This is a genomic window from Kribbella sp. NBC_01245 (assembly GCF_036226525.1).
Taxonomy (GTDB): Bacteria; Actinomycetota; Actinomycetes; order Propionibacteriales; family Kribbellaceae; genus Kribbella.
The window spans coordinates 2,274,114-2,287,491 of the sequence record NZ_CP108487.1; the positions used below are offsets into that span (position 1 = coordinate 2,274,114).

12 protein-coding genes are annotated in these 13,378 nt (G+C 68.0%); 5 read left to right on the plus strand and 7 right to left on the minus strand.

Translation table 11 applies throughout. The annotated features are described in order from the left end of the window. Window positions 1-25: 25 nt before the first annotated feature. The 4 genes from OG394_RS10040 to OG394_RS10055 all read right to left on the minus strand — a co-directional run bounded on the left by OG394_RS10040 (window position 26) and on the right by OG394_RS10055 (window position 4,832). Window positions 26-1,222, minus strand: coding sequence for a zinc-dependent alcohol dehydrogenase (locus OG394_RS10040; protein ID WP_328994840.1), 1,197 nt, complete (start codon window positions 1,220-1,222; stop codon window positions 26-28). Continuing rightward, complete coding sequence (locus tag OG394_RS10045; RefSeq protein ID WP_328994841.1) at window positions 1,219-3,507, minus strand: HAD-IB family hydrolase; 2,289 nt, start codon at window positions 3,505-3,507, stop codon at window positions 1,219-1,221. The genes OG394_RS10040 and OG394_RS10045 overlap by 4 nt, the downstream gene beginning before the upstream one ends. Continuing rightward, window positions 3,504-4,241, minus strand: coding sequence for a bifunctional 1-(5-phosphoribosyl)-5-((5-phosphoribosylamino)methylideneamino)imidazole-4-carboxamide isomerase/phosphoribosylanthranilate isomerase PriA (gene priA, locus OG394_RS10050; protein ID WP_328994842.1), 738 nt, complete (start codon window positions 4,239-4,241; stop codon window positions 3,504-3,506). Before priA ends, OG394_RS10045 begins: the two co-directional genes overlap by 4 nt. Window positions 4,242-4,343: 102 nt before the next feature. After that, window positions 4,344-4,832, minus strand: coding sequence for a hypothetical protein (locus tag OG394_RS10055; RefSeq protein ID WP_328994843.1), 489 nt, complete (start codon window positions 4,830-4,832; stop codon window positions 4,344-4,346). Window positions 4,833-4,920: 88 nt separating this feature from the next. Between OG394_RS10055 and OG394_RS10060 the strand changes: the two genes are divergently transcribed. From OG394_RS10060 to OG394_RS10080, 5 genes are all read left to right on the plus strand, one after another. Further along, window positions 4,921-5,247, plus strand: coding sequence for a hypothetical protein (locus OG394_RS10060; protein WP_328994844.1), 327 nt, complete (start codon window positions 4,921-4,923; stop codon window positions 5,245-5,247). Next, window positions 5,247-5,828, plus strand: coding sequence for a carboxymuconolactone decarboxylase family protein (locus OG394_RS10065; RefSeq protein WP_328994845.1), 582 nt, complete (start codon window positions 5,247-5,249; stop codon window positions 5,826-5,828). The genes OG394_RS10060 and OG394_RS10065 overlap by 1 nt, the downstream gene beginning before the upstream one ends. A gap of 44 nt (window positions 5,829-5,872) precedes the next feature. Further along, window positions 5,873-7,015, plus strand: a complete 1,143-nt coding sequence (locus tag OG394_RS10070) for a cytochrome P450 (protein WP_328994846.1) — start codon at window positions 5,873-5,875, stop codon at window positions 7,013-7,015. Between the two features lie 86 nt (window positions 7,016-7,101). Beyond that, window positions 7,102-7,440, plus strand: coding sequence for a hypothetical protein (locus OG394_RS10075; protein WP_328994847.1), 339 nt, complete (start codon window positions 7,102-7,104; stop codon window positions 7,438-7,440). A 576-nt stretch (window positions 7,441-8,016) separates the two neighbouring features. Then, window positions 8,017-9,597 carry a DUF222 domain-containing protein gene (locus tag OG394_RS10080; protein ID WP_328994848.1) on the plus strand — a complete coding sequence of 527 codons (1,581 nt, stop codon included), beginning with the start codon at window positions 8,017-8,019 and terminating at the stop codon, window positions 9,595-9,597. A gap of 109 nt (window positions 9,598-9,706) precedes the next feature. Here the strand turns inward: OG394_RS10080 and OG394_RS10085 are convergent, their stop codons facing one another. The 3 genes from OG394_RS10085 to OG394_RS10095 form a co-directional block, all read right to left on the minus strand. After that, the gene (locus tag OG394_RS10085) at window positions 9,707-11,470 is read right to left on the minus strand and encodes a proline--tRNA ligase (RefSeq protein ID WP_328994849.1); all 1,764 of its coding nucleotides are present in this window, start codon (window positions 11,468-11,470) and stop codon (window positions 9,707-9,709) included. A 100-nt stretch (window positions 11,471-11,570) separates the two neighbouring features. Continuing rightward, window positions 11,571-11,936, minus strand: a complete 366-nt coding sequence (locus OG394_RS10090) for a DoxX family protein (RefSeq protein WP_328994850.1) — start codon at window positions 11,934-11,936, stop codon at window positions 11,571-11,573. A 93-nt stretch (window positions 11,937-12,029) separates the two neighbouring features. Continuing rightward, a complete protein-coding gene (locus OG394_RS10095) occupies window positions 12,030-13,373 on the minus strand; it encodes a M14 family zinc carboxypeptidase (protein WP_328994852.1) in 1,344 nt (447 codons plus the stop codon). Between the last annotated feature and the right edge of the window lie 5 nt (window positions 13,374-13,378).

A 13,378-nucleotide genomic window follows, 5' to 3' on the forward strand; every position in this document is an offset into this window, starting at 1 on the left:
ATCATGCCGACCACGTCACTCATCCTCATGCCGACCTCACATCGAAAGCGACCTTCACGGTACCGAGACGGCCGGCGGACTGGGCGTGGTCAAGGGCCTCGCGCCAGCGATACAGCGGGTACGTCGCGCCGACCACGCCGTCGAGCGGGGCCTTCGCGGCCAACTCGAGCGCGGTCTCGAACGCGGGCCTGCCGTTCGGCTCTTCGCGGGCCGAGGCATACGTCCCGGTCAGCTCCAATTCACGGAACCACACCGGGGACAGATCCGCACCAGTTGACGGCATTCCGCTCAGCACGACCCGGCCACCGGCCTTGGTCACGCGCAGAACGGTGTCGATGGAGTCCTTGCTGCCGACGGCGTCCACCGCGACATCCACACCACCGAGCAGGAACTCGCGGCCCAGCTCCGGCTTCAACCAGAAGGCCCCGGTGGCGCGTCGCACGCCACGGAACACCTCGTCCGGCGCGACGACATCGCTCGCGCCGAAGGCCCGGGCGAGCTCGCGCTGCTTGGCGTGCTTCGCGACGACCGTGATCCGGCCGGCCTGGGTCAGCTCGCGCAGGGCGAGGGTGGCGAACAGGCCGACCGCGCCCGCGCCGCTGATCAGGACCGACTCGCCCGGCTTGATCTTCGCGCGCAAGGCGGTGTGCACGGCACAGGCCAGCGGCTCGGTCAGGACGGCTCGCTCGTTCGAGATGCCGTCCGGTACGGCGTACAGCTGGCTGCGGTGCGCGACCATGACGTTGCCCCAGCCGCCACCGGTGTCCTGGCAGAACCCGGTCTGCAGGCCTGGAGCTACGTGGCCGACGGTGATGCGGTCACAGCGGTTGGTGTTGCCGGACGCGCAGCCGTCGCAGAACTCGACCCCACGGGCGGCGCAGGTCAGGACCGAGTCCATCACCACGCGAGTGCCCTTGGGCAGGTCCTCGCAGTCTTCGAGCAGCTCGCCGACGATCTCGTGACCGGGCACGAACGGCATCGAGACCATGGCCGAGAAGTAGAGCTTGGTATGACCGGTGACCATGCCGAGGTCGGACCCGCAGATCCCGGACAGGATCGGCCGGATCCGGGCCCAGCCGTCCCGCTCGGCCTTGGGCTCCGCGATCGTCACCAGCCGCAGCGGTGCCGCCGGGCCGGTCAGGATGCCGGGAATGCGCCCGCCGACGGCCTTGGCGGCCAGGTACTTGGCGGGTGAGCGGTACATCTCGAGCGCGAGCATCATCGGGCGTTCACCCCGGGAATCTCCAGACGGGACGAGGTGGCCGGCGTCTTCCAGTCGACGATCTGCCAGCGTCCCGCCCGGGCGGCCCGGTACAGCGAGACGTCGGGTGAGACCGCGACCGGGTTGCCGACGGTGGTCAGCATCGGCAGGTCGGAGTGGCTGTCCGCATACGCGAAGGACTTCGACAGGTCGATATCCGTACCGCGGGCGCGGTGCTTGATCCAGGCCGCGCGGGACTCGCCGACCAGTGGCGGCCCGGTGAGGAAGCCGGTGCAGCGGCCGCGATCGTCGACCGCGAGATCCGCCGCGACGATCTCGTCGAACAACGGCTCCAGCGGCCGGGTCAACGGCCGGACCGCGCCGGTGATCAGGATCGTGCGGTGACCGGCCGCCTTGTGCTCGCGGATCCGGCGCACGGCCGCACCGCTGAGCCGCTCCAGCACATGCTCGGCCAGCACCTCGTCGACGATCCGGTTCAGCTCTTCCAGATCGGCGCCCTGGTAGCGGCGGTAGATCGTGCGCAGGAAGGTACCGCGGTCCTTGCGCTCGGCCGCGACCAGCTTCGGCAGCTTGCGCAGCATCGCGCCGACCTCGCTGTACCGCGCGCGGGAGTCGAGCTCGGGCAGGCGCATCCACAGGTACGTCTCGATCACGTTCGACGACAGCAGCGTGCCGTCCATGTCGAACGCGGCGATGACCGTGGAATCACCCGGCGCGAGCTTCTTCAGGTCGGTGCCGGCCTCCTGCAGCGACTTGTTGCGCTTCTTGCGAACGACGTCGAGGCGGCGCAGCGAGTCCGTGACGCTCGGGCAGTGCACCTCTTGCAGGTAGTGCTGCCAATCGACGATGGCCGAGTCACACCAGAACTTCTCCCGGTCGTCACCCTCCAACGCGTTGTGCAGCGCGAGCACGTTGTCGTCGATGAACTGCAATTCCGCCTGCGCATACTCGGCGTACAGGTCCATGTAGCGACGGAGGAAGTCCAGTCGCCGCTTCTGTACGTCGAGCTCGCGGGCGTACTTCAGAGTGCGCTCGCCACGCGGGATGTGCGTGATGATCTGGTCGGCGATCTTGTGCGCCTTCTCGCCGTACCGCAGCAGACTCTCGACCGAATCGCCGCCGGGGAACTTCCAGACCGGCAGGCGGACCGCACCCCGCTCCCCCAGGTCGAACGGGTGCTTGGAGAAGTACGCGCGGACACCGGCGTACAGCTGCTCGAAGGTCAGCGGGTTCCGGGCGCCGGAGCTGACGTGGTAGTACTCCGGGTTGCCCGGCTCGGGCTCCGTCGCCATCACGGCGCAGATCGCACCGACGACGTGGTCGACCGGGATGATCTCGACGACCGAGTCGGGGCTGGCCGGGAACTCCGGCAGCTCGCCCCGGCCGTACGCCAGGATCAGCGGCTCGGCCATCTTGAAGCCCTCGATCCAGCCCGGGAAGGGGCTCTGGAGCGCGGACTCGATGATCGCGGGACGCACGATCGACGTCGGCAGGGTGGCGGCGAACTCCTCCACCACCCGCTCACCGAGGGCCTTGGTGAAGGTGTAGCAGTCGGTCCAGCCGAGGCTGCGAGCGCGCTCGGTACCGGTCTCGATCAGCTTCTTCGCGACCCATTCGGTACGACGACGCTCGGTGTCGGCCGCCGCGGTCAGGTGACCGGCCCGGCGGTGCAGCTTCTCCGACTCCTTGCGGAACTTGGCCAGCATCCCGGCACCGCGGGAAGCCTCCTCGATCCGGTCCTTCATCGCCATCCCGGCCTTGGCCTCGACCCGCCAGTCGACGGTGTGCTCGACCGGCGCCTCGGGGATCGCGCCCCGACGGCGACCCGCGGTGTAAGCGGTGGAGATGTGGACGTAGTGCACCGGGCGCTCGGTCTCGACGATGCGCTCGAGCAGGCTCTTCGTACCGAGCACATTGGTGTTGAACGCGTCGTGGATCGGCGGATCGAAGCTCACGTCACCGGCGCAGTGCACGACGATGTCGAGGTCCTTCGGCAGCTCAGGCACGTCCGACAGATCGCCCTCGACCACCTCCACCCGGGCCGCGGTCAGCGCGTCGGCATCGGCGTACGGGGTGCCCTCACCGTAGAACGGCTTGAAGATGTCCTTCTTCAGCAGCTGCGCCATCCGGGCGGTGCCGGTCAGCGAGCCCTTCGGACGGATGATCGCGACCACGGTGGTACCGGGCAGATCACCGATCATCCGGTGCAGCAGTGCCTCACCGACGAAGCCGGTGATACCGGTGACAAGAACCTTCTTGCCGGCCAGCTTTTCGGCCAGACTCACTGATTGCCTCCACGGGTGAGTTCGAGTGCCTCGGTCAGGGTGAACGCCCCCGCATACAAGGCCTTCCCGACGATGACGCCCTCCACCCCATCCGCGACCAGCGTGCTCAGCGCGCGCAGATCGTCCAGGCTGGAGACGCCGCCACTGGCGACGATGGGCTTGTCGGTCCGGGCACAAAGGTCCCGGTAGAGCTCCAGGTTGGGCCCCTGCAGCATGCCGTCCTTGGTGACATCGGTGACGACGTACCGCGCGCAGCCGGCCTGTTCGAGCCGCTCGAGCACCTCGTAGAGGTCGCCGCCCTCCTTGGTCCAGCCGCGCGCCGCCAGCGTCCGGCCGCGCACGTCCAGCCCGATCGCGATCCGGTCGCCGTACTCCGCGATGATCCGGTCGCACCACTCCGGGTTCTCCAGGGCGGCCGTGCCGATGTTGACCCGGGCGGCACCGGTGGCCAGCGCGTTCGTCAGCGACTCGTCGTCGCGGATCCCGCCCGAGAGCTCGACCTTGACGTCGAGTTTGGCGGTCACGTCCGCGAGCAGCTCGCGATTACTGCCACGCCCGAAGGCGGCATCCAGATCGACCAGGTGGATCCAGTCGGCCCCGGCGTCCTGCCAGGCCATCGCCGCCGCGAGCGGATCGCCGTACGACGTCTCGCTCCCGGCCGCACCCTGGACCAGCCGGACGGCCTGACCGTCCGCCACGTCGACGGCAGGCAGCAGCACCAGATTCTCAGGCATGGGCCACACCCTAAAGGTCGGCTCCCCCCGGTTTGTAACCCACCGGCCACCTGAGTCGTTCGGTAGCCATCTGTCTCAGCGATACCAGTGGGCCCAGTGGTCCTACCTTCTGCGGCCCAGGGTGGGGCGCGGGTCTTCGGTCGGCCAGGGGTTCTGTGCGGTCCGGAAATAGAGAATGCCGAGGATCATCGCGAAAAACGCAGAGGTCAGCAGCCCGCCGCCGAGGTCCACGGCGTCGTCCCGCCCGACGCCGATCGCGAGCGCGACGAGAACGAGGCCAGTGATGGCTGCGATCCAGCCGAGGACCTGGCCGACCCAGCCACCGATTTCGGCCGGCGGCAGCAGAATCGGTCCAAGCAAGACCACCAGGACGAGGATCAGCCCGAAGGCCAGGTACGGCGACGTCGCCGCGAAAGTCGGCTCTTCCTCGTCTGGGCTGGAACCCATGTGGGCGACCAGGCCCCAGCCGCTGTACTCCTCGCGTCCCTCCCGGGCCCACGGCATCGCCGCCGACACCGCGAGCAGCACACCCACCGCCACGAGGAGGATGCGCTCGTGGATCTGCTCTCGCGTCAGTCCGAGTTCGCTCACATGCGGAGCGTAACGATCGTCAGGGTCTAAAAACGCGGTGACGGATTCATGGATGATGGGGTGGCCCATAGAGGAGGTGCATCGCGCGGTGCCGACTGAAGACAAGAAGCGGGCGGCCCACCGGGCCCTGGTGGATCGTGTCCTGAACGGAGACGGCAGGGCATCTGCGGAGCAGCGTGCCAGCGCGTTTAGCAACGCCGGCCTCTCCCAGCCGCTAGCTGAGCTGCTTGGCAAAGTCGCTATCAGTCCGACGCAGGTCACGGACGCGGATTTCGCGGCAGCACGGGCAGCGGGCTTCAGCGAAGACGAGCTCTTCGAACTGGTGATCTGCGCTGCGGTCGGACAGTCCACCCGGCTGTATGACGCGGGTCTGACAGCCCTGGCCGAGGCAGTCGCCGGCGAGGAGGACGGCTAATGCGCCTTGAGGTCCTCAACCGCGGCTACAGCCCCGGAACCAAGCTGCTCTTCGCGCTCATCCGGCTGTTCTCCCGGCACCCGGTACCGGACGCCGCCAAGCTGGTCTTCTACCGGCCCGACTTCTACGGCACCCGGGCGAAGGAGTTCACCCACGAGGCAATGCGCGGGCCTTCCGCCTGGTCGGTGGGCGATCGGGAGCTGATGGCGGCGTACGTGTCCAAGGTGAACGAGACCGCGTTCTGCGTCGGCGCACACAGCGCGACTGCACGGCAGGCGTACGGGGACGGCGCGAAGGTTGAAGCGGTGCTGGCTGACCTGGAAGCGGCACCCATCGAGGAGGGGCTCCGGGCGACACTGCGGATGCTCGGCAAGCTGACCCGGGAGGGAAAGGTGGACGCCGGGGACATGCGGGAAGTGCTATCCGCCGGTGTCTCACGCCAGCAGGTTGAGGACGCCTTGGCTGTCTGCGCCGCGTTCAACACGACCGATCGGCTCGCAGACGCCTTCGGCTTCGAGGTGCTCGGCCCCGAGGGCTTCGAGGCAGGAGCCAAGTACCTGCTCAAGCGCGGTTACCGCTAGCGCTTGCGGCGCTCGCCGAACGGGCTAGTGGCAGGCTGGTGCGTATGCCTAAGGTGACGCTCGCCGAACTGGAGTCCGACCCGCACAACGCACTCGCACAGCTTCGCCCGATCGGCTGGGTGGAGCCGTTGGGCGCGTGGGTGGTGGCCAGCCGGGCGCTCGCGATGCAGGTGATGCGCGATCCGGCGGGGTTCACGGTCGACGACCCGCGGTTCTCCACCGCGCAGGTGGTCGGTCCGTCGATGCTCTCGCTGGACCACGCGGATCACGCGCGCCATCGGGACCCGTTCGAGTCGCCGTTCGGGTTGGCCCGGACGCGCGAGCGATATCGGGAGTTCGTCGAGGCCGAGACGGATCGCCTGGTCTCCGCGATCGAACCACTCGGCTATTCAGACCTCCGTCGTACGGTCGCCGGGCCTTTGTCCGTCGCCGTCGTCGCCGACTCACTAGGTCTGCCGGGCACGGACGCGGCCACGGTGCTCAGCTGGTACGACGCGATCTCCGCCTCGGTGACAGGCGTCTCCGCCGGATGCCCGGTCACCGGCGCCGGCGCGGAAGCCTTCGAGTTGTTGCGCGCCCACGTGGTGAAGGCGATCGAGACGGGTACGCCATCGTCGTCGCTGGTCGCCTACGCGAGTGACGCCGGGCTCGAGACGGACGCGGTGGTCGCGAACGCGGCAGTACTCATGTTCGGCGGTATCGAGACGACCGAAGGCATGATCACCAACGCCCTCTGGCATCTCCTCACCAACACGGACCAACTAGCACTCGTACTAGCCGACCCCGACCTACTCCCGAACGCCATCGAGGAATCCCTCCGCCTCGAACCAGCCGCCTCCACGGTCGACCGCTACGCCACCCAGGACATCTCCCTCGGCGGCGCCGACATCAAACGCGGCGACCTCGTCACGGTCTCCATCGCCGGCGCCAACCGCGACCCCGCCGTCTTCGAAGCCCCCGACATGTACGACGTACGCCGCCCGAACGCCCGCCGTCACCTAGCCTTCGCCAGCGGCCCCCACATCTGCCTTGGCATGCACCTAGCCCGCCTCGAAGCCCTCGTTGCCCTCCGCCACCTCCTCACCCGCCTCCCCAACCTCCACCTCGACCCCGCCGGCCCGTCCCCCGTCCCCCACGGCCTGGTCTTCCGAAAGCCCCAAGCCATCCCCGCCCGCTGGACCACCTGATCCTCAGGTTGATCCTCAGGTCATGGTCCCGGCACTCGGCGCGGCGTACGGTGAGGGCAACCAGGCTGCGGTGAAGGGCGGCAGGGATGACACGTCGTCAGCTGTGGACTCGGCGGCTCGGGGTCTTCCTCGGCGCGATCTACCTGCTGTTCGGCGTACTCGAGACCATTCGCGTCTTCACCAGCGGCGGCGGCGGACTGGTCTTCTGGTTCGGCTCCCTGGTCGGCGGCGGCACCCTGGTCCTCCTCGGCACACTCGGCTTACGCTCCCGCCCGACCAGCGCCCTAGGCGCGGTAATCCTCGGCGCCTTCACAGCAACCCTCGCCACCGCCTGGACTCTCGTCCTCCCCCTGCTCGCCCTACTCCTAATAATCCTGCGCCTCAAGGACCTCCCCTCAGTCCCAACCCACAACCCAGCGCAATAACCCGGCGCTCGTCTCAGCGGGCGGGCCTCCAGGTAGGTCAGAACCTCAGCCAGCCCCGCGACACCGCCCTCCGCGACCTGTCCGGTCCTAGCGGCCTACCCGCGGCGCCGCCTTCGCGACCTGTCCGGTGCTAGCGGCCTTGCCCTTCGCGGCCGCCCGGGCGCGGCGGCCCTCGGCCACAGCCACCGAGTGCCATGAACAGACCGGCAGCCGTCAACCGCAGTCTGCACACGCCCGATACCGGCGGCCGTGAATGCGCCGTCGGCACGTGGCCGCCGCTAGGAAGCCCGACAGGTTCAACCCCCGAGGGTTTTGCCGCACGAGATCGTGGCGCCTTTCCGCAAGCTCGCGATTTCCCTTGTGGATAAGGAGAATCGCGATTCTTGACGCTGTATAATCGCTAGTATGTTCGATATCGGTGTTGATGAGCTCGACGTGGACCAGACCCTGGACCGCGCCGCCGCCTCGCGCGCCCGCATCGCGGCCGATGAGGCCGAGTCGCTGCTGCTCGCCCTGCACTACACCGACCTCAACGCCACCGTCGACCCGCCGCCGGGTGGCGAGATCGTGCCGGGAGTGGAACGGCTGCGCGTGTATGGCGGTGAAGGCTGCCCGCCGATCGCCGAATTCTGCGCCCAGGAATTCGGCTGGCGCCTCGGCATGTCCCACGGCGCCGCGGCCGCCTACCTCGGCGAAGCCCTCGCGCTGCGCCACCGGTTCCCGAAAACCCTCGCCCAGGTCCTGGCCGGCAACGCCGAAGCCTGGCGGGCCCGCTCGATCGCCCGCACCTGCCTATCCCTGAGTTTGGCCGCGGCCGGCATCGTGGACGCCAAGATCCACGCCATCATCAACACCGTCACTCCGTCACGGCTGAAGGTGTTCGTGAAGGCGGCCAAAATGCAGGCCGACCCCGCCAAAGCCCAAGCCGACGCCGACCTCTACGCCCGCCAACGCGGCGTCTGGCTCGGCCAATCCAACGACCACGGCACCAAATCCGTCATCGCCCGCACCGCAACCGGTGACGCGATCCGTTTCGATGCCGCCGTCGACGAACTGGCCGAGATCTTGGCGCAGGAGGGCGAGCCCGGCTCCCATCAGCAACTCCGGGCCAAGGCCGTCGGACTGCTGGCCGACCCCGCCGTCGCCCTGGACCTGCGCGAACACGGCCGCCGCAAGGCCCGCAAGAACGCCGCCCAGACCACTGAGGGCTTCGCAGAACACTGCACCAGCGGCAGCGACCATGGCAGCGGCAGCGACCACGAATACAGCGACGGCGAGCACGGCAACGGCCAGTTCGAGTGCGGCAAGGGTGACACCGGCGGCGATAAGGCGCGCACCGCCGGTACACGCGGCCCACAGCAGGCACCCGGCGGCCACACCGCCGATGGCGACGGCGACGGCGACGTGGCGGTAGACCGGTTGGTTGCCGGCTTCAAGGCCCGTAACCGCAGCCGCGGTCTCGGGCGGGCACCGCACACCTTCTACGTACACATCAGCCAGGAATCACTCGCCAGCGGTCAAGGGATCGTCCGGGTCGAAGGCATCGGCCCGATGCTGGTCTCAGACCTGAAAGAACTCATCGCCGGTGACGCCGTCACCCTCAAGCCAGTGATCGATCTGCGTGAACAGCTCAGTGCTGGTTCCTACGAAATTCCGCAACGGATCAGGGAATGGGTGAAACTGCGCTACCCAACCCCAATGGAGCCCTGGTCCACCGGCGAAACCACCTTCTCCACCGACCTCGACCACGTCGTGCCCTACGACAAGAACGGCCCACCAGGCCAAACGAGCACCCGGAACCTGCTTCCGGTGACACGCACACCCCACCGGGCCAAAACCCACGGTGGCCTGCGTAATGCCCTCCTGCCCGACGGCAGCGTCGAATGGACCACCCCACGCGGCGCCCGCTACCTGGTCGACCACACCGGCACCCACTACCTCGGCCAGGTCAACCTCACCACCGGCGAACTCACACCTCCACCCCAACCACGACCACCACGACCACCACGACCGAAACGAGAGAAACGAGAGAAACGAGAGAAACGAGAGAAACGAGAGAAACGAGAGAAACGAGAGAAACGAGCAAAGACAACAGGCAAGAACCATCTGCGCCTAGTCGACCTCAGTACGGAGGAAACGCCGCAAGACACCGCCTGACAACCACCCTGGTCGCACCTGCTCGCACCTGGTCGCACCTGGTCGCACGTGGGCCCGGCCCTCGGGTGGAGGACCGGGCCCTGCGCTACTTCAGGTGTCTCGGGAGGAGTCAGCCGCGGACTACGGAGACCAGGTGGTCGACGAGGTCGGCGACGGGGATGTCGGAGCGGGTGCCGGTGCGGCGGTCCTTGACCTCGATGACGCCGTCCGCGAGGCCCTTGCCGACTACGGCGATGGTGGGTACGCCGATGAGCTCGGCGTCCTTGAACTTCACGCCGGGTGAGACCTTCTCGCGGTCGTCGTACAGCACGCTCAGACCGCGGGACTCGAGCTCGGCGGCGATGGCGGCCGCCTTTTCGAAGAGCTCGGCGTCCTTGCCGGTGGCCACCAGGTGGACGTCGGCGGGCGCGATCTCGCGTGGCCAGACCAGGCCGAACTCGTCATGGTTGCCCTCGGCAATGGCCGCGACGGCGCGAGTGACGCCGACGCCGTACGAGCCCATGGTGACGGTGACGAGCTTGCCGTTCTGGTCGAGCACCTTGAGGTCGAGGGCCTCGGCGTACTTCTTGCCGAGCTGGAAGATGTGCCCCATCTCGATCCCGCGGGCGGCGTCGAGCGGACCCGAACCGTCCGGCGCCTCGTCCCCCTTGCGCACCTCGGCGGCCTGGATCGTGCCGTCGGCGGTGAAGTCGCGGCCGTACACCAGATTGATGACGTGGAAGCCGGTCTTGTCCGCACCCGTGACCCACGCCGAACCCTCGGCAATGCGGGGGTCGAGCAGGTAGCGGATCCCGGACGCGTTCTCCTTGCCGAGCACGCCGGGGCCGATGTACCCCTTGGCGAGCGCGGGGATCTTGGCGAAGTCGGCCTCGTCGAACGCGACGACCTCGGCCGGCTCGACCTGGGCGCCGAGGCGCTTCTCGTCGATGGCGCGGTCACCGGGCACGCCGATGGCCAACGGCTCACGCTTGCCGTCGGGGTGAAGCAGCATGACGACGACATTCTTCAACGTGTCGGCGGCGGTCCAGGCACGGCCGTCGGTGCGGGCGTGCTTCGCGTTCAGCGCGTCGACCAGCGTGTCGATGGTGGGCGTGTCCGGGGTGTCGACCACCTCGGCGGCGGGCACGCTGGACGCGTCGACGGGCGCGGCCTGCGGCACCACGACGGCCTCGACGTTCGCCGCGTAACCGCCGGGGCTGCGGACGAACGTGTCCTCACCGTTCTCCGCGATGGCCAGGAACTCCTCCGAGGCCGAACCGCCCATCGCGCCGGACATCGCCTTGACGATCACGTAGTCGAAGCCGAGGCGGTCGAAGATCTTGATGTACGCCTCGCGGTGCCGGTCGTACGACGCCTGCAGACCGTCCTGGTCGATGTCGAACGAGTACGAGTCCTTCATCACGAACTCGCGCCCGCGCAGCACCCCGGCACGCGGCCGGGCCTCGTCGCGGTACTTGTTCTGGATCTGGTAGATCGACAGCGGCAAGTCCTTGTACGACGAGTAGAGGTCCTTCACCGTCAGGGTGAACATCTCTTCGTGCGTCGGTCCGAGCAGGTAGTCGGCGCCCTTCCGATCGGTCAGGCGGAACAGGTTCGGCCCGTACTCGGTCCAGCGGCCGGTCGCCTCGTAGGGCTCGCGGGGCAGCAGCGCGGGGAAGACCAGCTCCTGCGCGCCGATCGCGTCCATCTCCTCGCGGACGATCTTCTCGACGTTGCGCAGCACCTTCAGACCCAGCGGCAGCCAGGTGTAGATACCGGGCGCGGCACGCCGGATGTACCCCGCGCGGACGAGCAGCCGGTGGCTCGGGACCTCCGCGTCCGCCGGGTCCTCGCGAAGGGTTCGGAGGAACAGCGACGACATACGCAGAATCACGGGAGTCTCCAAGCAAACCGGAAAAGGTGGAACAACTGACGGCAAAGAGGATATCCGTCCGCGAGCAGTGCTCTCACCCGACTTTCCGGCCTGGGGATAACTAGGCCTCCCGGGAAGCCTTCAGCGCGGCCCGGATCAGCGGGATCTGCAGCGGCAGCCGGCCGAATCCGATCGCCTTCGCCTTGGGCGAGCCCTTCCGGTTGAGGTCGAGCGCCATCTGCACGTTCGCCGGGAAGATCGCCGCCAGCAGACCCGCACTCGCCAGCCCCGCCACCCGCCGGGTCCGCGGATGCAGCAGCCCGACCGCGCAAACCACCTCGGCGACGCCGGACACGTAGACCAGCTCCTTCTTGCGAGGCAACTGCCGCGGCACGATCCGCACGTACGGCTCGGGCTTCACGAAGTGCAACACCCCGCTCAACCCCAGTAACGCCGCCAGCCCCGTCGTACTCCTGCTTCTCGCCATCCCCGCACCTTACCCGTCAGTAAAGAAGCGATCGGCCCGGAGCCGCTCATGCGCCAGAGCGGATTCGGGCCGATCGCCGATCATGGGCCCCGGTCAGCGGGGCAGCGTGCCGTACGGTTTGGCGGCCGCCTTCGCCGCGTAGATGAACGCACCCTTGTTCTTCGGCCAGAAGGTCGAGTCCATACACGTGTACGACGGGAGGAATCCCGCGCACGCGCCACTACCCGGACCAACCTCAAAGGTGTACGCCGGAAGCCCACGCGTGCCGTACGCCCAGTCGTCCGTGGCGCCCGGCGCGAAGTAACCGACACCGCCATCGCCCGTGGTGACGGGATAACCGTTGAACGCCGACATCTTCTTGCCCAAGGCAACCAAAGCCGGACGGTTCGGCGCCTCGTCGTTGGTATAACCCCACGGCGCGAGGATGTCGTTTCCGTAGCTGTGCAAGGAGATGAAGACGGCATTGGTCTCAGCCGCCGCCGGTTCGTCCACGTCACCCTTGGTATCGCGGGTGATCCGGTTGACCAGGCCCTGGATGGCCAGCGTCTCCGGCTCCGACGCCGGACCCGAGCCCGGGTTGGTCTCGTCGCACGGGCCGCCCTCGTTGACGTCCCACTCGAAGCTCGAGTTGCGGTTCAGGTCGACGCCGGTGGAGCCCACACCGCAATCGCGGGTGTTGTTCGCGTTCTTGCGCTGGAGAATCGGCTTGCTCGGGTTGGACGCGACGATGTCGACGCCATCCGGGTTGGCCATCGGCACGACCCAGAGCTCACGCGAATCGACCAGCGCGGTGATGTCGGCGTCCTTGCCATACGAGTTCACCAGGTGGTCGATCCAGCGGTAGGCCAGCTCACCCGTGGCCAGCTCGCGGGCGTGGATCTGCGCGTGCAGGATGAACTTCGGCTTCTTGCCGGTGGTGTTCAGCTCGCAGTCGCCGGCCTGCTTCTTGGTGATGCAGAGGGCCTGGATGTCGTGCCCACCAGTGCCTTTCGTCTTCTTCCACGAGTCGCCGATGTCGAACAGGCTGACCAGATTCGGGAAAGCCTTCGCGACGGCCGCGTTGTGCTGCTCGTGCCCGACGGGCGTGTGATAGCCGCCGTAGAAGGTCGTACCGTCAGCAGCTCGAGCGGATCGGCCTGCCGGGATCGGCTGGTAGACCTCGCCGATCTTGCCGAGCGTGATGCCCAGCGACCGCAGGCGATCGGCCTCCGAAGGCGTTGCCACCAGCACCGGGCGCGAGCCGTGGCCATGGCCGACGTCGAAGCCGAGGCGGGTCAGATCGGCGACACTCAGGCCAAGCGGCAACCGCAGCGAGTAGTACGCCGGATCGGCAGCGGGAACAGGTGCAGCGGGCGTCGGTGACGGGTCGAAGGTGAAACCGGTGACAGACAAGGCGACGGCTGTGAGGCCGGCCAAGGTGGCGATCGTCTTACGCATGGGCA

Excerpts from the sequence above, each read along its gene's own strand:
- OG394_RS10040 (WP_328994840.1), bottom strand. The coding sequence starts at position 1,222 with ATGATGCTCGCGCTCGAGATGTACCGCTCACCCGCCAAGTACCTGGCC.
- priA (WP_328994842.1), bottom strand. The coding sequence starts at position 4,241 with ATGCCTGAGAATCTGGTGCTGCTGCCTGCCGTCGACGTGGCGGACGGT.
- OG394_RS10065 (WP_328994845.1), top strand. The coding sequence starts at position 5,247 with ATGCGCCTTGAGGTCCTCAACCGCGGCTACAGCCCCGGAACCAAGCTG.
- OG394_RS10070 (WP_328994846.1), top strand. The coding sequence starts at position 5,873 with ATGCCTAAGGTGACGCTCGCCGAACTGGAGTCCGACCCGCACAACGCA.
- OG394_RS10075 (WP_328994847.1), top strand. The coding sequence starts at position 7,102 with ATGACACGTCGTCAGCTGTGGACTCGGCGGCTCGGGGTCTTCCTCGGC.
- OG394_RS10090 (WP_328994850.1), bottom strand. The coding sequence starts at position 11,936 with ATGGCGAGAAGCAGGAGTACGACGGGGCTGGCGGCGTTACTGGGGTTG.
- OG394_RS10095 (WP_328994852.1), bottom strand. The coding sequence starts at position 13,373 with ATGCGTAAGACGATCGCCACCTTGGCCGGCCTCACAGCCGTCGCCTTG.